The sequence below is a fragment of the Ruegeria haliotis genome (assembly GCF_013377785.1).
Taxonomy (GTDB): Bacteria; Pseudomonadota; Alphaproteobacteria; order Rhodobacterales; family Rhodobacteraceae; genus Ruegeria; species Ruegeria haliotis.
In genome coordinates, this window is record NZ_JABXWT010000003.1 from 121,898 (window position 1) to 144,305 (window position 22,408).

Sequence of the window (22,408 nt, forward strand, 5' to 3'; positions counted from 1 at the left end):
CCAACCCGTGGCGTGTAAGGAAACCCCATGTCTCTTGGAACGAAAATCGCGTGGGACGACACTGTCCTGCCCTTTCAACTCGATGTATCGGATATGCGTGGCCGTGTGGCCCGTCTGGACGGCGTGCTGGACGGCATCCTGAAGCAGCACGACTATCCAGAGCAAGTCGAGGCGCTGGTGGCCGAGATGGCCCTGCTGACCGCGTTGATCGGTCAGACCGTCGCGCTGCGCTGGAAGCTGTCGCTGCAAGTGCAGTCCAAGGGCGCGGTACGGATGATCGCGACCGATTACTTTGCGCCGCAGAAAGAAGACGAACCGGCGCGCATTCGGGCCTATGCCAGTTTCGACCGGGATCGCCTGACCGACAACACACCCTTCGATCAGGTCGGTGAAGGGTATTTTGCTATCATGATTGATCAGGGTGAAGGCACCCAGCCTTATCAGGGCATTACACCTCTGGCCGGTGGGTCGTTGAGCGCTTGTGCCGAGGCGTATTTTGCACAATCCGAACAGCTGCCGACGCGGTTCTCGCTGAGTTTCGGCAAATCGACCGAGCCCGGTTTAGATGAACGTTGGCGTGCCGGTGGCATCATGCTGCAGCATATGCCCAAAGCTTCGCCTTTCGTTGCGTCGAGTGAAGGTGACGGCGATATTCTGACGGCAAACGATCTGGTTGACGGAGAAGAAGGCGAGAACTGGGGTCGGGTCAACATCCTGCTGGATACAGTAGAAGATCTGGAGCTGATCGGGCCATCCGTGGCGCCGACTGACCTGCTGATCCGTCTGTTTCACGAGGAACAACCGCGGGTCTATGACGCGCAGTCGGTGCAGTTTGGCTGTACCTGTTCCGAGGCTCGCGTGCGCCAGAGCCTGTCGATCTATTCTGCGAAGGACATCGAAAAGATGACCACACCCGAGGGCCAAGTCACCGCCGACTGCCAGTTCTGCGGGTCGCATTATGTGCTGGATCCCGCGACCGTCGGTTTTGATGCCGAAGACACCAAAGGTGCATGATCCCACCGATCAGATCCGGGCGGCCCTGCGCCGCCCAGGTCACGGGTCGAGCGATTTTGACCTGAACCCGGAAACCGTTCTGCCACCCGGGCGCAAGCTGCGTCCGGCAGGGGTTCTGGTTCCAATCTCGATCACCGGTGATATGCCGCGCCTGATCCTGACGAAACGATCCTCGGCCCTGAAACACCATCCCGGTCAGATCGCCTTTCCCGGTGGTAAGCAAGATGAGGGCGATGCGGATGTCACCGCCGCGGCCTTGCGCGAAGCCCGCGAAGAGATTGGCCTACCGTCCGGTCTGCCCGAAGTTCTGGGGTTTTTGCCCACGCACGAGACGGTTACGTCTTTTTCGGTCACGCCAGTGGTCGCCATCGTGCGACACCCATTCCAACCTGTGCCCGAACCGGGTGAGGTAGACGAAATCTTCTCGGTTCCGCTTGCACATGTGCTGGACCCTGCGAATTATGTGATCGAGTCGCGCCGATGGCGTGGTCAGCGCCGAAAATACTTCACAGTACCGTTTGGTCCCTATTACATCTGGGGCGCGACGGCCCGGATATTGCGGGGGCTGGCAGCACGGGTGAATGAATGAAAAGAATTGAAGAATCTTGGGTTACTGAGGTCGCGACCCAGCAGGTGTGCGTTGCCCTGACCGGGGCAGGTGCGCAGGCTTTGTTCGTCGGCGGCTGCGTCCGGAACGCACTGCTGGGTGCTCCGGTTTCTGATATCGATATCGCCACGGATGCGCGTCCGGAACGCGTTATTGAGGTGGCCCAAAAGGCGGGCCTCAAGGCTGTTCCCACCGGGATTGATCACGGTACCATCACGGTTGTCAGTCAGGGTATCCCACACGAAATCACCACGTTTCGCCGGGACGTGGAAACGGATGGCCGTCGTGCCGTCGTGGCGTTTTCTGACAATGTGGAAGAGGACGCGGCGCGGCGCGATTTCACCATGAACGCGATCTATGCACAGCCCGATGGCACTGTGCTGGATCCGCTTGGGGGCTTGCCAGACCTACAGGCGCGCCGCGTTCGGTTCATCGGGACGGCGGCGCACCGCATTCGCGAAGACTACTTGCGTTCGCTGCGGTATTTCCGGTTTCACGCATGGTATGGGGATCCTGATGCCGGTTTTGACCCGGACGCCCTGTCGGCGATTGCGGGCAATCTGGATGGATTGTCGGCTCTTTCGCGTGAACGAGTGGGGGCAGAGTTACTGAAACTGCTGGCCGCGCCTGACCCGGCGCCATCGGTCGCTGCGATGCGCAGCACGGGCGTCCTGGCTCAGGTGCTGCCCAGCGCGGATGACCGGGCCCTGGCGCCTTTGGTCGCGATTGAACAAGCTGCTGGTGCGGCACCCGATCCGGTGCGCCGATTGGCGGCGATTGCAACGCCCGAAGATGCTGCCACCTTGCGTCTCAGCCGTGCGCAGTTGCAGCGCCTGACCCGGATGCGCGATGAAGCGTCGGGCACAACCAGCGTCGCCGAGCTGGGGTATCGCTATGGTGACAATGGCGGTCTGCATGAAACCCTGCTGCGCTGCGCTTTTTTTGAACAACCGTGGTCAGAGGACCTCAGAACGGTACTGCACACAGGCGCCGCTGCGTGTTTCCCAATCAAGGCCGCAGACCTGATCCCCGATTTCACCGGTCCCGCGCTGGGCAAGAAACTGGCCGAGCTTGAGGCACGTTGGATTGCCTCAGGCTTTGCGCTGACCCGCGACGATTTGCTGGCCGGATAAAACGAAGTCTCAAAAGGGGATGACAAATTAAATCGTTTGTGGTTACGTGCGGACATCACATGGATGGAGGACTGCGAATGTATTACGGGATCTGGTTCGGCTAAAGCCGGGACACTTTGACCCGTAAGGGTGGTGTTCTGGCGCCATCTTTTTTCGCATGACTGTCTAATTGCTCAATTGGAGCACTCTCCATGTTTCGCTATTTCGAAAACCTCGTTGACCCTTTTGTCGCCTATACGGAATCCGACAAGCCACCGACACGGCTGTGGCCGTTCATGCTGGAATATTCGCAGCCGTTCATGAGGGTCTTTTTCTGGGCCGGGCTGATTTCCATCATCGTGGCAAGCGTTGAGGTTGGGCTGATCTACTACATGGGTCGCGTTGTCGATCTGCTGGGTGGCTCTCCGGCTGATGTCTGGCAAAATCACGGCACGGAATTGCTGTTGATGGCGGCGTTTATTCTGTTGCTACGGCCCATTCTGCACTTGGCTGATGTGTTGTTGCTCAACAATACCATCCTGCCGAACTTTGGCACGCTGATCCGCTGGCGGGCGCACAAACACGTTCTGCGTCAATCAGTTGGCTGGTTTGAAAACGATTTTGCCGGGCGTATTGCCAACCGGATCATGCAGACCCCGCCCGCGGCGGGTGAGGTGGTGTTTCAGGTTTTCGACGCGATCTCGTTTTCACTGGCTTATTTGATCGGCGCCGCGATCCTGCTTTTTGTGGCAGATGCACGCCTGCTGATCCCGCTGCTGATCTGGTTTGCGTTCTACGCTGTTCTGGTTCGGTGGACGGTTCGGCGTGTCGGCCCGGCTTCGCAGGCGGCCTCGGATGCACGCTCGACCGTGACGGGGCGGGTGGTGGACAGCTATACCAACATCCACTCGGTCAAGATGTTCGCCCATGACATGCAAGAGCTGGATTATGCCCGCGAGGCGATTGAAGAAACGCGCCGCACGTTTCAAGTCGAGATGCGCATCTTCACCATCATGGACGCGGTTCTGGTCACCTTGAACGGCCTGCTGATTGTCGGTGTTGTAGGTTGGGCCATTTTCCTGTGGATGCAGGGGAGTGCGTCGGTTGGGGTCGTCGCTGCGGCAACCGCCCTGACCCTGAGGTTGAACGCCATGACCGGATGGATCATGTGGGCGCTGACCAGCTTCTTCCGCCAACTTGGCATTGTGGCCGAAGGGATGCAGACCATTGCGCAGCCCGTCGACTTGCTGGATGCGTCAAACGCCAAGCCGCTGCAACTGGACAAGGGACAGATCGACATTCTGGACCTGTCGCACCACTACGGTCGTGAAACCGGGGGCCTGGATCATATCAACATGACCATTCAGCCGGGGGAAAAGATCGGTTTGATCGGGCGGTCCGGAGCCGGGAAATCGACTCTGGTCAAGCTTCTTTTGCGGTTCTACGACGTGGAGCGGGGTGCGATCCTGATCGATGGTCAGGATATCTCGGGCGTGACACAGGACAGTCTGCGCAGCAATATCGGTATGGTGCAGCAAGACAGCGCGTTGCTGCACCGGTCCGTGCGCGACAACATCCTCTATGGTCGCCCTGACGCGTCCGAGGCGCAGATGATCGCTGCTGCCAAACAGGCCGAGGCGCACGAATTCATTCTGGATCTGCAAGACCCGCAGGGGCGCACCGGCTATGACGCGCATGTGGGTGAGCGCGGGGTGAAACTCAGCGGTGGTCAGCGACAGCGGGTGACACTGGCGCGGGTGGTCCTGAAAGATGCGCCGATTTTGCTGTTGGACGAGGCGACATCCGCCCTAGATTCCGAAGTTGAAGCGTCAATTCAGGAAACTCTCTACGGTATGATGCAAGGCAAATCCGTGATCGCAATCGCCCACCGGCTCAGCACGATCGCGCAGATGGATCGCATTCTGGTGATGGATGCTGGCCAAATCGTCGAAGAAGGCGCCCATTCCGAGCTGTTGTCACAGGGCGGTCTTTACGCGCAGTTCTGGGCGCGGCAATCTGGCGGCTTCATGAACCCGGAGGCCGCTGAATGAGGTTCGCAGACTTCATCGACCCGTTCAAAACCACTCAAACGCCCCCACCACAAACCTTGGGGGCGTTCATTCGCTGGAGCCTGTCCGGTGCGTGGCCAATGCTGTTCATTGCGGCTGGTTTTTCGGCGATTGCGGGCATGATGGAGGCCGGGACAGCGTGGATCCTCGGGCGCGTCATTGATGTGGCGACATCCAGCGGGCCCGAGAATTTCCTGACCGATGCTAACATGTGGATGATCTTCGGCGCGGTGGTCTTCTTCACGCTGTTGCGTCCCGCCTTTTTCGGTCTGTCATCGCTGTCGAACAACTATATCGTCATGCCCAACATTCCGCCATTGGTTCTGGCCAAGCTGAACCGTTGGACGCTGGGCCAGTCGGTAACCTACTTCGATGACGATTTTGCCGGTCGCATTGCGCAGAAACAGATGCAGACGTCGAATGCTATGGCCTCGGTCGTGTCGGAAACGATCAGCGCAATCGTATTTGCCCTGGCTTCACTTGCGGGTTCTTTGCTTTTGTTAGGGTCTATTCATCCATTGGTGATGTTGCCATTTGCCGCTTGGCTTGTGGTCTATTTCCTGCTGGTGCGTTGGTACCTACCGCGTATCCGCGTGCGCTCGGCCGCGCGGGCGGGTGCACGGGCGATGGTGTCTGGACAGGTGGTCGATACCATTACCAACATCAAAACCGTCAAACTGTTTGCACATGCCGAGTTTGAGGATCATGCGGCGCGAAACTCGATGATCGACCTGCGGGAAAGGTCATTGGATTTCGGCAGGCTGTCGGCCAGTTTCCGTTTCATCCTGATGACGCTGGCCGGTGTGCTGCCCGTGTTGTTGATCGGGGTGACGCTATGGCTGTGGCAGGCTGGGACCGCGACGGCCGGGGATATCGTGGCGGCGGGCGCTGTTTCGATCCGCATCGCGCAGATGACGGGTTGGGTCAGTTTCACACTGATGGGTCTTTACGCCAATGTGGGCGAGATCGAGAACGGGATGATGACGCTCGCGAAACGGGATCGGGTTGAAGATACGTCGCAGGCCAAAGAGTTGATCGTTTCCGAAGGCGGCATCACTTTCGACGCCGTCAGTTTTGCCTATGGGCGGGATGTCGGTGGTGTCTCGGACCTGAATCTCGCCGTAAAACCCGGAGAGAAGCTGGGCATCGTCGGCGCATCTGGCGCTGGAAAATCCACCTTGGTTTCGCTGCTGTTACGGCTCTATGACGGGGAAAACGGCGCAATTCGTATTGATGGGCAGGATATTTCGCTGGTCATGCAGGACAGCTTGCGCCGCCAGATCGGCATGGTCACGCAGGAAACCGCGATGTTCAACCGCTCGGCCCGAGAGAACATCCTGTATGGCCGTCCGGATGCCTCAGAGGTGGATCTGATTGAGGCAGCGCAGAAGGCCGAAGCACATGATTTTATCCTTAGCCTCGAAGACGCCCATGGCCGCACGGGTTATGATGCGCATTTGGGTGAACGCGGCGTGAAGCTCAGCGGTGGTCAGCGACAACGGATCGCGCTGGCCCGTGCGATCCTGAAGGATGCGCCGATCTTGGTGCTGGACGAAGCCACCTCGGCGTTGGATTCCGAGGTCGAGGCCTCGATCCAGACGGCGTTACATCGGGTGATGCAGGGTAAGACGGTGCTTGCCATCGCCCATCGGCTGTCGACCCTCAGCGAGATGGATCGGATCGTTGTTCTGGATCATGGACGTATCGTCGAGGCCGGTACCCATGATGCATTGCTGGAACAGGGCGGGCTGTATGCGCGGTTCTGGCATCGCCAGTCGGGTGGCTTCATTCAGGCCGAAGCCGCCGAATAAGGGTTTTGTTGCAGGCCGTCGCCCGGTATCAGGCCCCTCATGACGCAACATTTCACCATATCCCGCCTTGGTCATCAGGGCGACGGCATCGCGGACGGACCCGTTTTTGCCCCGCGCACCCTTCCGGGTGAGGTGGTCACTGGCACTCTGCTGGGCCAATTCCTGATAGATATTCGCGTAGAGACGCCATCCGATCAGCGTGTGAAAGCCCCGTGTCGCCACTATAAGGCCTGCGGTGGCTGCCAATTGCAGCACGCTGCGGATGCATTTGTCGCCGATTGGAAGGTCGAAATCGTGCGTAACGCGCTGGCCGCGCAAGGGTTGGATGCGCCGATGCGTCCGATCCATACATCACCCGAACGCTCGCGCCGTCGGGCAACCATCGCCGTGAGACGGACAAAAAAGGGCACTTTGGCCGGGTTTCACGGGCGCGCCTCGGACACCATTACCGAAATTCCGGACTGCCATTTGCTGGATCCAGCGCTGATCGCCGCCATTCCGGTGGCCGAGGCGCTGGCCCTGCTGGGTGGCAGCCGCAAGGGGGCCTTGGCCGTCACGCTGACCTTGTCCGAAAGTGGGCTGGATGTGTCCGTCAAAGGCGGCAAGCTGCTGGACGGCCCGTTAGAGTTGACACTGGCGCAAGCGACCGAGAAACACGGGCTGGCACGGCTCAGTTGGGATGGTGAGGTGATCGCCATGCGCCAACCCCCGGTTCAGCACTTTGGGTCCGCCATGGTCACGCCGCCACCGGGCGCGTTCCTACAGGCGACAAAAGACGGAGAACAGGCTCTGTTACAGGCCGTCTTGCAGGCAACGCAGGGCGCCAAGCGCATTGTGGATCTGTTCGCTGGTTGCGGAACCTTCTCCTTGCCGCTGGCGCAAACAGCCGAGGTGCATGCGGTTGAAGGTGAAGCAGAAATGACGCAGGCGCTGGATCAGGGCTGGCGCAGGGCGCAGGGGCTCAAACGCGTTGCAACAGAAACACGCGACCTGTTTCGCCGTCCCTTGATGCCCGATGAGCTCAAGAACTTTGATGCCGTTGTTCTGGACCCGCCCCGCGCAGGGGCCGAGGCGCAAGTGTCAGAACTGGCACAGGCTAAACGCCCGGTGATTGCCTATGTCTCGTGCAATCCGGTGACATTTGCGCGCGACGCCAAATCTCTTGCTGATGCGGGATATGCCCTTGAATGGGTGCAGGTTGTTGACCAGTTTAGGTGGTCATCACATACGGAACTTGCTGCGCGGTTTGTGCTGAACCCCGCCACTTGAGCAGACAGGAGACAGGCATAATGGGGTTCAATCAGCGCTTGCTGAGCATCATCGAAGCGCCGGTATTTGGCCGCTTCATCACCGGCGTCATCATCTTCAACGCTGTGTTGCTGGGGATGGAAACCTCGCCCAGTCTGATGGAAGCGGCGGGCCCGCTGATTGTGACGCTTGACAGTATCTGCCTTGCGATTTTCGTCTTTGAAATCGGTATGAAACTTGTCGCCACCGGGCGCAGGTTCTTCGCTAATGGCTGGAATATCTTCGACTTCATCATCGTCGGCATCGCGTTGGTGCCGGGCGGTGCCGGATTGTCGGTCCTGCGGGCGTTGCGCATCCTGCGGGTGCTGCGCGTCATCTCGGTCGCGCCACGTCTGCGCCGGGTGGTCGAAGGCTTCATCTCGGCCTTGCCGGGGATGGCCAGTGTGTTCCTGCTGATGGCGATCCTGTTCTACATCGGCGCGGTGATCGCGACCAAACTGTTCTCGCAGACATTCCCGGACTGGTTCGGTGATCTGGGTCTGTCCGCCTATACGCTGTTCCAGATCATGACGCTGGAAAGCTGGTCCATGGGCATCGTTCGCCCGGTGATGGAGGTCTATCCCTACGCTTGGGTTTTCTTCGTTCCCTTCATCATGGTGACTACTTTTGCGGTGGTGAACCTGTTGGTCGGTCTGATCGTGAATTCGATGCAGGATGCGCACCACGCCGAGGATGAAGTGAAAACCGATGCGTATCGAGATGAGGTGCTGGAACGGCTTGAAACCATCGAACGTCATTTAAATGAACGTGCGAACAGCAAAAAGTGATTTCAGTTTTGCAGTTTTCTGGCATAATACCCGCAAAAAAGAGCAGCAGGCATATAAAACATGAAACGTCGAGCATTTGGATTAGGGGCGATGGCAACGCTGAGTCTTTCGGCTTGTGCCTCAGCCAGCCCAAGATTTTTGACCTACAATGGCCCAGAGGTTACCGCGTTGGTCGTCAACAAAGGCGCGCGCAAGCTTTATCTTCTCCACAACGAGCAGGTACTGCGCGAGTATGACGTCGAACTGGGATTCGCGCCCAATGGGACCAAGACAAAACGCGGCGATGGTCGGACGCCCGAGGGAAGTTACCTGATTGATCGCCGCAACCCGCGCAGCCGCTATCATCTGTCGGTGGGCATTTCCTACCCCAACTCGCAAGATATCGCAGAAGCTAAGGCCGCAGGCGTCGATCCAGGCGGGGATATCTTCATCCACGGTCAGCCAAATCTGCGGTCCGAACTGAAGCGCGCGAAAAAGACGCCGGATTGGACGGCGGGCTGCATCGCGGTCAAGAACGAAGAGATTGAAGAGATCTATTCGATGGTGAACAGAGGTACGTTGATTACTCTGCGCCCCTGAGGCGCAGTTACAGCGGCCTCCAATCACCAAATCCAAACTGCATATAGTCGCGCTGATACGCCTCGGCCGCCAACGTTTCGAGTTGCGCATCGTATATCTGCGCTAGCGTGAATGGCGTGTCCTGAGCGCAAACGCCCGGATCTGGTGGGTTTGCACGTCCCATTTTGCGCGCCAGTTCCGGCAGGGCTGTGCCCAGCTCCTCTTCACGCAGGATCAGATCCGGCATGGCAAAACCCGACATCCCTTCCAGCACCTGTGACTGGCTGCACCAGGTCCCGTCCACGCGGATCGGGGTCTGACCATCCAGATTGTGGCGCACGAAGGTCAAGAAGGCGGAAAATGCTTCGTAATGTTGATCTTTTGAATAATTGTTGTCCCGAATCTGGCCCGGAATCGGCAGTTTGAACCGGTTGCGCAATGTGTTGCGGATCACCTGGTAGCTGCCCGGCCCCTTGTTCAGGATGCGTGTGCAAAATGCGGTATGCGCGCGATCCAGCGGGTGGCGCAGAACTGTGAACTTGCGATGGCCGGGATGAGTTTGCAGCCAGGAATAGACCTGTTTCCGGTTGCGATCGGTGATCAGACCGTCAATGTCAGTTCCATCCAGATCTGCCAGCCATTGACTTATCACGCTCTCCAAACCGCCGCGCACGGGCAAATACATCAGGGATGTCTCTGGTGCGGCAACGTATTGGCTGACAGCAGGACCGCGCCGTGGTTCGAGGTTCGGGGTCCGGTACAGGGCAAACCTGTCCATTTTGGACAGCGCGTGTTCCATCGCGTCCGGGTTGATAACTTTCGACAGCGGCGGGCTCGGATTTTGCGGTTTTAGCGTGTCATCCAGTTCGGTCAGTCCTGACGTGACGCCCAGCCAGTCCGCCAACCCGTTCAGGATCTTCAATTGGTTCAGATCGTCATAGCCAATGAAAAATGCGGTCTGACCGGTTGTCTGTAGCTGCGTCAGCACAGATTGCTGATAGTCCTGCAAGTGATCCAGATACTGGTCGAATTCTTCGGGCTCGAATTCTACCTGTGCGTCGAGGCGGCGTTTGATGTTCTTCAACTGCCACTGTTTGGTCTTGCGGGCAATTTTTAGCGACAGGTAGCTGTCCAGCGGGTTGCGCGTCAGGATGATTTTGGCGCAGCGGGGGTCGCGCAGCGCCGGTTCCAGTACACGGGGGTCGTGATCCTGAAAATAGCGAAACCCGTTCAGATCACCCGGCGTGGACCGGATGGCCGCGATCAGCCGTGACGGATCATTATCGCGTTCCTCCAGTGAAACACCCAGCAGCTCCTCGGATTTCAACCTGCCGATAAAATGCGGATTAAAGGCCTCTCCGTGACAGGTAATACCCTCAATCGCGTTCAGATTGGCCTCGAGCAGGTTTGAACCGGTGCGCATGGCGGCCAGAACAATGAAATAGTCGAATTTGGCTGACATGGGTAATTACTGAACCAGATAGGGTTTGCGAAAGGGTTTGGTCTGGGTGCCAAATACATCGTCGTCGGGAAAATCACCCATTAGATAAGGGTGCATCCCCTGATTCTTGAGGTTTTGCAGGAATTGCCCGAACCCGGACAGGTCAACCATGGTTGGCGCTTCGGTCAGGTGGCTGGAATGCCGCGTGCCGATCTCTTCAATCACCGCCTGTAAAGGCTCCATCGGGGATTCGATGAACTCTGCCAAGGACCAGCTGCGCATCCGTGCCTTGGTCCAGACCGAAGTCAGAACTTCGAGCTGTTTGGTTTCGATCCGTTGCAGGCGCGCGGCTTCATTCCGGATATCAGCGAAATTCATGTTGGATCGAAACAGCGGAATCGCCCAGGCCCCGGTGATGATCGAGAGCTGCGCATTTTTGTCCCGCGCCAGAAACCAGTTGATCTCTTGCGTGTCGGTTGGTCCGAATTGAAAACATTGCCGTTCCCCGCGCGTGTTCCAGATCAGGTTCGACAGAAAGGCCGTCGGATTATAATCCCGCAGGGCCGCGCAATCGCTGAGCGCGCCATTGGTGATGGTCTCGCCCTGGGCAAATTCTGCCCGTTCGGGGCCAAACAGATGGCCGTGCACCTTGGCTCCGGTGGCGGAGGTCAACCAGGTCTCAAAACCGTCGAATACTTCAGCAAAACCCTGAAACACGGAATAGGGCGACGAGGTCAGCCCGTTTTCGCTGCCGTGACGAGGAAAGCGGCTCTGCATGTACAGCCCGTCGCGCCCAAACTTCCGCCGCTCGACCGCCTTTGAGAATACCCTGTCGATCTTTCCCGGGTTGGGCTCGGCCGGTTTCATCGCCCCGGCCTGATCGGTCAGAAAAGACTGATACAACCGATCGGCCCGCCACCAGATTTTGCGGGCAACAAAGCAATCCGACCGCCGTAACAACTGCAAATGGTCATCGTAAAAGATGTGCGGCCGACCCTGATAGTCGAACTTGGACAAGGTCAGCGACCGGCTTTCGATATGTGTCGAATACAGCCGCGCCAACGTTTGAAAGTAGCTTTCGTCGGGAATCCAGACGTGGCGAAAATACCGGTCATATGTCTTGCGTTTGGGGTCCTGCAGGATGGCCGACAAGGTCTGTCGGGTTAGGCACCACCACTGGCTGCCCATATGGGGCATCACCCCCTCGGGAATCCGCCGACGGATACTCAGGGCACGCTGCAGTTTGACATGAGCGTCAAACAGCTTGCGCCGTTTGCGCCAGGAAAACGGGAACCGCAGGGTAAAGCGTTCATGATCCAAGCCGCCGATGGTCCAGCTGACATCGGCTGTGGTCGCGCTTTCGATGAAATCAACACGGGGACGGTCTGAGAGATAGTCGATCAGTTCCTGAACCGGACGCAGCGGCAGGCAGGCCCCTGATGACAGGAACACGTGGCGGACATCTGGAAACGTCTCCAGCATCAGCTCGGACGCGGATTGCGAGGCTGCAACGACGCCCCACCCGCCCCAGTCGCAAGTGTGGCGGTCCGAAAACACGATCAGGGGATTGTCCGCGCAAGACGAGACAAATTTGGAGAAGACCTCGTTTGATACCTTGCGATCTACGTGGATCACTACTGGACATCCTGCGGCTGCCCAGTGCCGTGCAACCTGTTCAGCCCGGTCCAGTGCCGTATGTACCAACATGACAATGCCAAGGCTGCTCATGCCCAGTTTCCTTTCGACATGAGACCCAGAATCTCAAGCTGCCGCCAATTGATATATGTCTCGGACCAATCGCACCAGAACACCGGATTTTCATCAAGGCGCTCGGCATAGGCCTTGTATTCACCCGATCCGCGATAGTGCTGGCCGCGCTTCATTTCCTCGCGCGCCTTGTCGCCCAGTGTGTTGATCAGCTTGGCGTGCAGCAACGCGCCGCTGGCTTTTTCACCGCCCCATTCGTCATAGACCTGATTAAGACCCCGCGGCAGCAGCGAATGGGTCGAACTGACATAGACATACTTTCGATCCCACTTGACCAGCGGGATCTTGTTCAGTGCCGGGGCCTTTGACGGATTGTCCTGAAAGAACACGCGTGCACGGGGCCCGCCCTGAATCCAGAGGTTTTTGTAATCCGGGTTCTTGGTGATCATGTAGTTCCCGGCATCAAACCAGCGCGCGATTTCGAACGGGTCTTGCCCTTCGTGATAGGGCTCGGCTTCAACAGGGCCTTGCGGGTACATGTCGATCAACATGGTGCCGAAACTGCGCACGGCGCACCCGTCCAGCCAATCGGCCAGGGCGCGGATCGGGCGGGTATCGCAAAACGGGTAGATGAAGAACTCGTCGGGATCGACGGTCAGAACCCAATGCCCATTGGCGTATTTGCGCAGTATGTAGTTCGTCCAATCCAACCCGAATGAGGCCCGTTTGTAGCTGGTTTCTGTACGCCATACTGACACATCAGGCTGAGCCTTCAGAAACTCAAAACTGCCATCGTCGCTGTTGTTGTCGACGAACAGAAAGTGGTCAATGCCCAGTTTGCGATAATACTCCAGAAAATAAGGCAGGCGGATCTTTTCGTTCCGCACGACGCTCATCAACAGGATATCATCGCGGCGGATTGCAGCGGTATTGTTGCTGACCGGTTTCAATTCACGCCGTTTTTTCACACAGCGCATGATACGGCGCTTGCGCCGCAATCTCATCCGATATGAATCCCATAGGCTCACGCGACTGCCCAACCCTTGTTATGACGCGAGCGTTCCCCGGGCCGGATACGGCGTGAGTGGTGCCGGGGTCGTTCCACTTTATGCCATCTATGCATCTTTCGAGGCAATGGATTTAGAAACCGTTAGTGCTGAACGTGACTATTATATTCATGTATTATACAATCCATCCCATCCTATGGCGTTCATTAACCCCAATTTCTGCAATTGTGCCCAACCTGCATACCGCGTGGACTGTGGGGTCCACATGTCTGGACGGTTAATTATCCCCTCATAATATGACCCGAATTGGTCAGGATCGTGAAAATGCTGGCGTCGTGTTTTCTCGATCTTCGATTTTTCGACAATTTCCGGCAGAAACTTGGTGTGAAGCAAAACACCCGAAGGCGCCGCGCCGCCTGGCCCGTCATAGGCGGTGTTCAGATACCGGGGCAGGGCAGAATGACATGAGTTTACATAGGCATAGTGCCGCGACCATCGGACCAAAGGGATCTTGTTCAGGGTTGGCGATCGTTGCCGGATCTGAGCAAAGAACAGACGCTCACGTGCACCGCCCTGCACCCATAGATTGCCCACAGGGTGTTGCCGCTGTGCGCGGTACGGCTCAGCGTCGAACCAGTTCAAAACCTCGGTGGGGTCTGTGTCCGGATCATAGGATTGGGTGCCCAGCGGGCCCTTGGGGTAAAGGTCCAGCATCAGCGCACCAAAGCCCGCACTACCCTGTTGATCCAGCCAAGTGGTCAGATCCTGCAACGGGCGCGTGTCATGATGGGCATAGATCAACAACTCGTCCGCATCCACCATCAGGGACCAGTGACGGTGGCCATAGCGCATCTGCAGCCAGGTCAGCCAATCCAACCCATATCGGGACGCGCGGTAGCTGGCATGGGTTTGCCAAAGAGATACATCCGGCTGATCCAACAAATACTCGGTCGACCGGTCGTCACTGCCATTGTCCACGATCAGAAAATGGTCGACCCCCAATTGACGATAATGGCGGAAAAACCAGGGCAGGCGGGTGATCTCGTTGCGCAGCGTGGTGAAGGCCAATATGTCGCCACGTCGGATCTTGTCCGTTCGATCATTGAGAGATGTCAGTTGATGGCGACTGCGCAGAGATTGCCACAATAACCGGCGACGTTTCCAGCGAAGCCGGTACTTCTGCGCCCATCCAATTTGGGGGAGCATCTGTGCCGAACCGCTGATCACCGGGCCCTCATTTCTCGTAATGGCCGTTCTGGTGCCAGCGCCAGGCATCAGCAATCATCGTCTCTAACGTTGATCTTTTTGGCTTCCAGCCCAATTCGGTTTCGGCCCGGACCGAGCCGGAAACCAGTTTGGTGCAATCTCCGGCGCGCCGTGACCCAACCGTGTAAGGGACAGGGCGGTTGGTGACGGATTTGGATTGTTCGATCACCTCCAGAACCGAGAACCCCGATCCTGTACCAAGGTTGAACACCCGGCTTTCCTTGCCCTGTTCCAGCCAGTCCAACCCAAGAACATGCGCGTCCACCAGATCGCAGACATGCACATAGTCACGAATGCAGGTGCCATCCGGCGTGTCATAGTCCGTGCCAAAGATCGTCAGACCATCTCGCTTGCCGTCAATCGCATCCAGCATCAGCGGCACAAGATGGGTTTCCGGGCGGTGGAATTCGCCGACCTCGCCATCGGGATCAGCACCCGCGACGTTGAAATAGCGGTAGATGACGTGGCGCAGGTCATGTGACGCCTGAAAGTCCCGCAGGATATCTTCGATCGCGCGTTTCGAGGCGCCATAGGCGTTCAGCGGATGCTGAGACGTGTTTTCGTCCAATACCACATTGTCGTGCTCGCCATAGGTGGCGCAGGTGGACGAGAACACGAAATCCAGACACCCCGCCGCAACCGCAGCTTCAATCAAGGTCAGCGATCCGGTCACATTGTTCGACCAATACCGCCCCGGTTCGCGCATCGCCTCACCCACCTGGCTGAGGGCCGCGAAATGCATTACGGCTGCCGGTTGGTGCTTGGTAAAAACCTCATCCAGCCGCGCCCGGTCCAGCAGATCACCCTGCTCAAACGGGCCGAACTTGACCGCATCCTGCCAGCCAGTGACCAGATTGTCATAGGTCACCGGGGTATAACCCGCACGCGACAATGCCTTGCAGGCGTGTGATCCGATATAGCCGGCGCCACCGGTGACGAGAATGGTTTTCATGAGTATTCCATTGTGCCCGAGTTGAGCGTTAATACGCCACCGCTATCACGGGCGTCATGGGGAAAAATGGTCAATCCAACCCCATAGCGGCCATCATCTCTTCGATTTTTGGCACATCTTGAGGGTTGTTAAGTTCCCAGAACTGACGGCCCTTGGCCTCAACCTCGACGCACAGAACCTTGCGGTCATTTTCCATGAACCGCAGCTGTTCCAGTCCTTCCAGCTGCTCCAGCGGTCCGGCAGGCCAGCCGGGGTAGGCGGCCAGCGCGTCGGGCCGATAGGCATAGACGCCGACATGGTGAAAGACCGGGGTTGGTTCTGCGCCCGCATACGTCTGCGCAGTAAACGGAACCACCTCTTTCGAGAAATACATCGCGCTGTGATCGCTTGCAAAAACGGCGGTCGTGCCACCGACACGGTCATGTTTGCGGTCGTTCAGCAGGCTGTTCAGCGCATCGCCATCACACCGCAGAACTGGCGTGGCCACACCCGCATCAGGGGCTGCCCGCAGGCCCGAGATCAGATCTTCGACAAACCAATGCGGTGTCAGCGGGGCATCGCCCTGCAAATTCACAACAATCTCGAACCCGCCACCCAAGACTTCATGCGCCTCGGTGCAGCGTTCGGTGCCGTTGCCGCAACTTTCCGAGGTCATCACGACCTCGGCCCCAAAGCTTTCGGCCACGTCGCGGATGCGGTCGTCGTCGGTGGCGACGACAACCTTGTCCACGCCACGGACGGAACACGCGGCACGCCAGGACCGTTCGATCAGCGTTGTTGCCGTCCCGTTTGCGCCGGTCAAAGCCACCAATGGCTTGCCGGGATAGCGGGTCGACGCATAGCGAGCGGGAATTGCGATCAGAACGGACATCAGGCCTCCTTCAGGTCAACACCCGGAGCGTATGCGATGAAGAACGGGTTTGCATAGCCGTCCTTGCCGTAGGTCAGTGGGGAATGGTCGTCAAAACGTACAACTTTGCCGCCTGCGCCCGCTAGCACGGCGTGCCCGGCGGCGGTGTCCCACTCCATCGTGCGACCCACGCGTGGATAGATGTCAGCCTCGCCCGTGGCGACCAGACAGAACTTGAGCGAGGAGCCAGCGCTTTTGCTGTCGCGCACCCGATACTTGTTGATGTAATCGTCGGTGGCCTGATCGCGGTGTGACTTGGAGGCCACGATCAAAAGCGCGGAGTTGTCCGGATCAGACACTGAAATTGGCGCAACCGGTCCCGGCTGATCCTTGTCCAATGCGCCGGTTTCCTCGACGGCCTGACCATCGGCCTGCGTATAGAACATGCGACCACGCGCGGGCGCGTAAACAACGCCTCGGGTCGGAACACCGTTTTCAACCAGCGCGATATTCACCGTGAAATCGCCGCGCCGGTTGATGAATTCCTTGGTGCCGTCCAGCGGATCGACGATCAGGAACGTTTCACCCTTTTTGGAATGCGAGGCCGCCTGTTCTTCGGTCACCAGCAGAATGTCCGGAAACGCCTGCCGCAGTCCGGCCGAGATCAGGGCATCTGCCGCTTCATCCGCTTCGGTTACCGGGCTGGAATCGGATTTGACTTTGACGTCAAAATCATCCGCCTCGTAGATCTCCATGATCTTGTCGCCCGCATCCAGGGCCAGACGTCGGATGACGGGAATAAGGGCGTCATAGGTCACAAAATTGCTCCGTTCGTGTGGTTTGTTGATCCAAACTCCTGACGGACTTATGATGTGCCGGTTACCGAACGGCAAGATATTCATGCCAGATTAAGGGCAGCAAAGCAGGAAAGACCCTTCGAGTGTTCTATTTCAAGCGAAACCAAACGCTGTTGGGCGGCGCATTCACCACGGTGGAGCTGGTGTTTCATGCCGTGGTGCGCAATGTGCGTTCGCAACATTCGAACGCGATCTTCGCGATCCTGATCAATATTTTGCAGATCATTGTCATGGCGAGCGTGTTTTATCTGATCATGACGTTGATGGGCGCGGGAGGGGTAAGCAGAATACGCGGTGAATTCATCCTGTATGTGTTGTCCGGCGTTTTCCTGTTCCTGACGCATGTGAAATCGGTTGCGTCGGTCTCTGGTGTTGGTGCTGGCAACAATCCGATGATGCTGCACTCGCCGATGAACATGATGGTCATGCTGCTGGCCACGGCCTTTGGTGCCTTCTACATACAGTTGATGTCGCTTCTCGTGATCCTGTTTTTGTACAGTGTGCTGGTGACGCCGCTTGAAATTCAGGATCCGGGCAGTGCCTTTGCGATGCTGGTACTGGCCTGGTTCACGGGATGTGCCGTCGGATTGATCTTCATGGCTCTGAGACCTTGGCTTCCAACCACTGTGCAGATGCTGAGCAATATTTACCGCCGGTTGAATATGATCTTTTCCGGAAAGATGTTCATAGCCAACGCGCTGGGCGGGTTCATGTTGACACTATTTGCCTGGAACCCGCTGTTTCACATTATCGATCAGTGCAGAGGTTACGTATTTCGCAATTATTTCCCCCGAAACACCAGTTGGGAATATGCGCTTTGGGTTGGCATTGCCCTGTTGATGATTGGTCTGCTCGGGGTGTTTTTCACCCGTAAACATGTGTCTCAGAGTTGGAGCGCGCGCCGCTAGTGCGCCACCCGCAGTGTCAGGTTAATTCTTCCGCCCTTTGGCAGCAGCCGCGAAGATCCATGCCGGATTCGATCCACGCCGTGATAGGTCAAACGCGCGGGCCCACCCATGATGACAACGTCGCCGGAACTCAGCCAGACAGATTCGGTCTTGCCGCCACGCGTCGGGTTGCCGATCCGGAACAGGGCATCGTCGCCCAGTGAAACAGACAGGACCGGCCAGGAGAAATCCGCTTCGTCCTTGTCCTGATGCAAACCCATTTTTGCACCTTCACCATAGTAATTGATCAAACAGCAATCGGGATCGCGCGCGGTTGAAACCAGATCTTGCCAGATATCAAGGATAGGCTCGGGGATGGCGGGCCAATCTGCGCCCTTGGGATGCTGGCCCTGATACCGATACCCCGCCTTATCGGTGACCCAACCCAACGGTCCGGCCGAGGTCATACGCACAGACATTTCTTTGCCAGACGGTGTGACCGGCCGAAACAAGGGCGCCGCTTTCAGAATCGGGCGCAACACCTCGATCAGCTGCGTTTGGGCGGCGGTATTCAGGTATCCTTTTCTGATATCGAAATCCCGTAAAAGCAGTCGCGCCATTCAAGAAACCCCATTCCTTTCCAAATCCTTGCCAAAAAAGGTCTCAGATTCCTGAAAACCTGCGTTTTACACCGCTTGCAGGCCTCAGGTCTCGCCCTTATATACGCCGGGACGCGCGATGGTGTAGGGCTGTTGCGCATATCAGATCGGGGTCGGGATGCCGTAGCGGGTTCAGGCCTCGGGACATCGCCTTGAAGAGAAAGGGATCGAACATATGGGAAAAGTAATCGGAATTGACCTCGGCACCACGAACTCGTGTGTGGCCATCATGGACGGCTCGCAGCCGAAGGTCATCGAAAACGCAGAAGGGGCGCGGACCACGCCCTCGATCGTCGCCTTCACAGAAGATGAGCGTCTGGTCGGTCAGCCTGCGAAACGTCAGGCGGTCACCAACCCCGACAACACGATTTTCGGCGTCAAGCGCCTGATCGGTCGTCGGGTGGATGATGCCGAAGTCGAAAAAGACAAGAAAATGGTGCCGTTTGCCATCGTCAACGGCGGCAATGGCGACGCGTGGGTTGAAGCCCGCGGTGAAAAGTACTCCCCAAGCCAGATTTCGGCCTTCACTCTGGGTAAGATGAAGGAAACTGCGGAATCCTATCTGGGTGAGGAAGTCACACAGGCCGTCATCACCGTTCCGGCCTATTTCAACGACGCTCAGCGTCAGGCCACCAAGGACGCAGGCAAAATTGCCGGTCTGGAAGTGCTGCGGATCATCAACGAGCCGACAGCGGCCGCGCTGGCCTATGGTCTGGACAAAGAAGAAACCCAAACCATCGCGGTCTATGACCTTGGCGGCGGTACCTTCGACGTGACCATTCTGGAAATCGACGACGGGTTGTTCGAGGTCAAGTCGACCAACGGCGACACTTTCCTGGGTGGTGAAGACTTTGACATGCGCATCGTCAACTATCTGGCGGATGAGTTCAAAAAAGAACACGGTGTCGATCTGAGCCAGGACAAGATGGCCCTGCAGCGTCTGAAAGAAGCCGCTGAAAAAGCCAAGATCGAACTGTCCTCGACTTCGCAGACCGAAATCAACCAGCCGTTCATCTCGATGGGCGCCAACGGTCAGCCGCTGCACATGGTCATGAAACTGACCCGTGCCAAGCTGGAATCACTGGTTGGCGACCTGATCAAGAAGTCGATGAAGCCCTGCCAGGCCGCTCTGAAAGACGCGGGTCTGTCGGCTGCTGATATTGACGAGGTTGTTCTGGTTGGTGGTATGACCCGGATGCCGAAAGTGATCGAAGAGGTTACCAAATTCTTCGGTAAAGAGCCGCACAAAGGTGTGAACCCGGACGAAGTTGTTGCCATGGGCGCCGCCATTCAGGCCGGTGTTCTGCAGGGCGACGTCAAAGACGTGGTTCTGCTGGACGTGACGCCGCTGTCGCTGGGGATTGAGACGCTGGGTGGCGTGTTCACCCGTCTGATCGACCGCAACACCACGATCCCGACCAAAAAGTCTCAGGTCTTCTCGACCGCCGAGGACAATCAGAACGCCGTGACCATCCGTTGCTTCCAGGGGGAGCGCGAAATGGCTGCGGACAACAAGATCCTGGGTCAATTCAACCTCGAAGATATCCCGCCAGCACCGCGCGGCATGCCTCAGATCGAGGTGACTTTTGACATCGACGCCAACGGCATTGTCTCGGTTTCGGCCAAAGATAAAGGCACTGGCAAAGAGCAGAAGATCACCATCCAGGCATCGGGTGGTCTGTCGGACGAAGACATCGACAAGATGGTCAAGGACGCCGAAGAGAACGCCGAGGCGGACAAGGAACGCCGCGAGCTGATCGAGGCGAAAAACCAGGCCGAAAGCCTCGTCCACTCGACCGAAAAGTCGATGGAAGAGCATGCCGACAAGGTCGATCCGACCACGATCGAAGCCATCGAACTGGCCATCGCCGCGCTCAAGGACGAGCTGGAGACCGAGAATGCCGACAAGATCAAGTCGGGCATTCAGAACGTCACCGAAGCTGCGATGAAGCTGGGCGAGGCTATCTACAAGTCTCAGGCCGAAGAAGCCGAAGACGAACCTGCGGCAGCCGATGCTGCGCCGGGTGAGGATGACATCGTCGACGCCGAGTTCGAAGATCTGGACGGCGACAAACGTAACTAACGGATAACCGTGCCAATGCGGGCCGGTCCGGTTGCCGGGCCGGCCCGATTACGTTGAGACATAAGGACATACTGATGTCAAAACGCGACTATTACGATGTGCTCGGGGTGTCCAAGGGCGCATCGGCGGACGAGATCAAGAAAGGCTTTCGCACGAAAGCCAAAGCATTGCATCCTGACCGCAACAAGGACAACCCGGACGCCGAGACGCAGTTCAAAGAAGCGAACGAGGCTTACGACGTTCTGAAAGATGCCGAGAAAAAGGCCGCTTACGACCGTTTCGGCCATGCCGCTTTCGAAAATGGCATGGGTGGCGGCGGGCGCCCCGGCGGGCAGGGTGATTTTTCCAGCGCCTTCTCGGATGTATTCGACGACCTGTTCGGCGATTTCATGGGTGGCCAACGTGGTGGTGGCGGACGCCGTGCCGCGCGCGGCTCGGACCTGCGTTATAACCTGCGCGTAAATCTGGAAGAGGCCTATGCGGGCCTGCAAAAGACGATCAACGTGCCAGCCGCCGTGGCCTGTTCGGCCTGTGACGGGTCGGGCGCCGAAGGCGGCGTAGAACCCACAACCTGCCCAACCTGTTCCGGCATGGGCAAAGTGCGCGCGCAGCAGGGCTTTTTTACTGTCGAACGCAGCTGCCCAACCTGCTCGGGCCTGGGTCAGATCATCAAGAACCCCTGTAAATCCTGTCAGGGCGCAGGCCGCGTCGAAAAAGAACGCGCTCTGTCCGTCAACATCCCTGCCGGTGTCGAAACCGGTACCCGCATCCGACTGGCGGGCGAGGGTGAGGCCGGAATGCGCGGTGGCCCTCCGGGTGATCTCTATATCTTTGTCGAAGTCTCGGATCACAAGCTGTTCGAACGCGACAGTGTGAATTTGTATTGCCGTGTGCCGGTCAGCATGGCCAAGGCCGCGCTGGGTGGTTCGATCGAGGTGCCAACCATCGACGGTGGCCGTGGTCGTGTGCAGATTCCGGCAGGCAGCCAATCGGGCCGCCAGATGCGCCTGCGCAGCAAAGGCATGCCCGCCCTGCGTGGCGGTGGCGTCGGGGATATGTTCATTGAACTGGCCGTGGAAACCCCGGTCAATCTGACCAGCCGCCAAAAGGAACTGCTGCGAGAGTTTGACGATCTGGGTGAAGACAATCATCCCGAATCCAACAGCTTTTTCTCGTCAGTGAAATCTTTCTGGGACGGAATGAAAGGCTGATTGGCCTAAAACCAATTAAAGATGGCCGGTCCAGTGGGGCCGGCCTTTTTCGTTGATAAGTCCAGTTTGACGGGCACAACCCCGGAATTGGCCCTTGATTCCCGGCCCACCTCCTGAGATTGTCCGCGTCAACCGTTGGGGTGTCCTGATCAAAGGGCTGAGAGGCGTGAATGCGCTAACCCATCGAACCTGATCCGGGCAATACCGGCGGAGGGAACGGTCTTATGAACACAGACGTTTTC

At 57.8% G+C, this 22,408-nt stretch carries 19 protein-coding genes and 1 riboswitch; of the genes, 11 read left to right on the forward strand and 8 right to left on the reverse strand.

The genetic code is table 11. The features are described 5' to 3' along the window. Nucleotides 1-27 precede the first annotated feature (27 nt). The 8 genes from hslO (at nucleotide 28) to HW561_RS09160 (ending at nucleotide 9,267) form a co-directional block, all read left to right on the forward strand. A complete protein-coding gene (hslO, locus tag HW561_RS09125) occupies nucleotides 28-1,014 on the forward strand; it encodes an Hsp33 family molecular chaperone HslO (RefSeq protein WP_176863915.1) in 987 nt (328 codons plus the stop codon). Then, on the forward strand, nucleotides 989-1,603 hold the full coding sequence (locus HW561_RS09130) for a CoA pyrophosphatase (protein WP_176863917.1): 615 nt from the start codon (nucleotides 989-991) through the stop codon (nucleotides 1,601-1,603). Before hslO ends, HW561_RS09130 begins: the two co-directional genes overlap by 26 nt. Next, on the forward strand, nucleotides 1,600-2,754 hold the full coding sequence (locus tag HW561_RS09135; RefSeq protein ID WP_176863919.1) for a CCA tRNA nucleotidyltransferase: 1,155 nt from the start codon (nucleotides 1,600-1,602) through the stop codon (nucleotides 2,752-2,754). The genes HW561_RS09130 and HW561_RS09135 overlap by 4 nt, the downstream gene beginning before the upstream one ends. 191 nt (nucleotides 2,755-2,945) lie before the next feature. Continuing rightward, nucleotides 2,946-4,784 (forward strand): ABC transporter ATP-binding protein, encoded by a 1,839-nt coding sequence (locus tag HW561_RS09140; RefSeq protein WP_176863920.1) that lies wholly within the window; start codon nucleotides 2,946-2,948, stop codon nucleotides 4,782-4,784. Continuing rightward, a complete protein-coding gene (locus HW561_RS09145) occupies nucleotides 4,781-6,613 on the forward strand; it encodes an ABC transporter ATP-binding protein (RefSeq protein WP_176863921.1) in 1,833 nt (610 codons plus the stop codon). The genes HW561_RS09140 and HW561_RS09145 overlap by 4 nt, the downstream gene beginning before the upstream one ends. A gap of 39 nt (nucleotides 6,614-6,652) precedes the next feature. Next, nucleotides 6,653-7,882 carry a class I SAM-dependent RNA methyltransferase gene (locus HW561_RS09150; RefSeq protein WP_176863922.1) on the forward strand — a complete coding sequence of 410 codons (1,230 nt, stop codon included), beginning with the start codon at nucleotides 6,653-6,655 and terminating at the stop codon, nucleotides 7,880-7,882. Between the two features lie 20 nt (nucleotides 7,883-7,902). Beyond that, on the forward strand, nucleotides 7,903-8,688 hold the full coding sequence (locus tag HW561_RS09155; RefSeq protein WP_176863923.1) for an ion transporter: 786 nt from the start codon (nucleotides 7,903-7,905) through the stop codon (nucleotides 8,686-8,688). Nucleotides 8,689-8,748: 60 nt separating this feature from the next. Beyond that, entirely contained in the window at nucleotides 8,749-9,267 is a 519-nt protein-coding gene (locus HW561_RS09160) for a L,D-transpeptidase family protein (protein ID WP_176863924.1), read from the forward strand. A 7-nt stretch (nucleotides 9,268-9,274) separates the two neighbouring features. Here the strand turns inward: HW561_RS09160 and HW561_RS09165 are convergent, their stop codons facing one another. The 7 genes from HW561_RS09165 to cysQ all read right to left on the reverse strand — a co-directional run bounded on the left by HW561_RS09165 (nucleotide 9,275) and on the right by cysQ (nucleotide 17,287). Then, nucleotides 9,275-10,708, reverse strand: coding sequence for a sulfotransferase family 2 domain-containing protein (locus HW561_RS09165; protein WP_176863925.1), 1,434 nt, complete (start codon nucleotides 10,706-10,708; stop codon nucleotides 9,275-9,277). Between the two features lie 6 nt (nucleotides 10,709-10,714). Beyond that, nucleotides 10,715-12,415, reverse strand: coding sequence for a DUF5927 domain-containing protein (locus tag HW561_RS09170; protein WP_176863926.1), 1,701 nt, complete (start codon nucleotides 12,413-12,415; stop codon nucleotides 10,715-10,717). After that, nucleotides 12,412-13,398: a glycosyltransferase family 2 protein gene (locus HW561_RS09175; RefSeq protein WP_176863927.1), complete on the reverse strand. Its 987-nt coding sequence runs from the start codon at nucleotides 13,396-13,398 to the stop codon at nucleotides 12,412-12,414. The genes HW561_RS09170 and HW561_RS09175 overlap by 4 nt, the downstream gene beginning before the upstream one ends. 171 nt (nucleotides 13,399-13,569) lie before the next feature. After that, nucleotides 13,570-14,607: a glycosyltransferase family 2 protein gene (locus HW561_RS09180; protein WP_176863929.1), complete on the reverse strand. Its 1,038-nt coding sequence runs from the start codon at nucleotides 14,605-14,607 to the stop codon at nucleotides 13,570-13,572. Nucleotides 14,608-14,635: 28 nt separating this feature from the next. Continuing rightward, nucleotides 14,636-15,619, reverse strand: coding sequence for a UDP-glucose 4-epimerase GalE (gene galE, locus HW561_RS09185; RefSeq protein WP_176863931.1), 984 nt, complete (start codon nucleotides 15,617-15,619; stop codon nucleotides 14,636-14,638). Between the two features lie 70 nt (nucleotides 15,620-15,689). Next, nucleotides 15,690-16,490, reverse strand: a complete 801-nt coding sequence (locus HW561_RS09190) for a 3-deoxy-manno-octulosonate cytidylyltransferase family protein (protein WP_176863933.1) — start codon at nucleotides 16,488-16,490, stop codon at nucleotides 15,690-15,692. Next, nucleotides 16,490-17,287, reverse strand: a complete 798-nt coding sequence (gene cysQ, locus HW561_RS09195) for a 3'(2'),5'-bisphosphate nucleotidase CysQ (RefSeq protein WP_176863935.1) — start codon at nucleotides 17,285-17,287, stop codon at nucleotides 16,490-16,492. Before cysQ ends, HW561_RS09190 begins: the two co-directional genes overlap by 1 nt. A 122-nt stretch (nucleotides 17,288-17,409) precedes the next feature. Between cysQ and HW561_RS09200 the strand changes: the two genes are divergently transcribed. Then, on the forward strand, nucleotides 17,410-18,234 hold the full coding sequence (locus HW561_RS09200) for an ABC transporter permease (RefSeq protein WP_176863937.1): 825 nt from the start codon (nucleotides 17,410-17,412) through the stop codon (nucleotides 18,232-18,234). Here the strand turns inward: HW561_RS09200 and HW561_RS09205 are convergent. Further along, nucleotides 18,231-18,833, reverse strand: coding sequence for an alpha-ketoglutarate-dependent dioxygenase AlkB family protein (locus HW561_RS09205; protein ID WP_176863939.1), 603 nt, complete (start codon nucleotides 18,831-18,833; stop codon nucleotides 18,231-18,233). The two genes, HW561_RS09200 and HW561_RS09205, sit on opposite strands and share 4 nt — an antisense overlap. A gap of 214 nt (nucleotides 18,834-19,047) precedes the next feature. Between HW561_RS09205 and dnaK the strand changes: the two genes are divergently transcribed. Together dnaK and dnaJ are read left to right on the forward strand one after the other, a co-directional pair. Then, nucleotides 19,048-20,955 carry a molecular chaperone DnaK gene (gene dnaK / locus HW561_RS09210; protein ID WP_176863948.1) on the forward strand — a complete coding sequence of 636 codons (1,908 nt, stop codon included), beginning with the start codon at nucleotides 19,048-19,050 and terminating at the stop codon, nucleotides 20,953-20,955. 74 nt (nucleotides 20,956-21,029) lie between these two features. Further along, nucleotides 21,030-22,166: a molecular chaperone DnaJ gene (dnaJ, locus tag HW561_RS09215; protein ID WP_176863950.1), complete on the forward strand. Its 1,137-nt coding sequence runs from the start codon at nucleotides 21,030-21,032 to the stop codon at nucleotides 22,164-22,166. A gap of 126 nt (nucleotides 22,167-22,292) precedes the next feature. Further along, a riboswitch (TPP riboswitch) is annotated at nucleotides 22,293-22,399 on the forward strand. The last annotated feature ends 9 nt before the right edge of the window (nucleotides 22,400-22,408 follow it).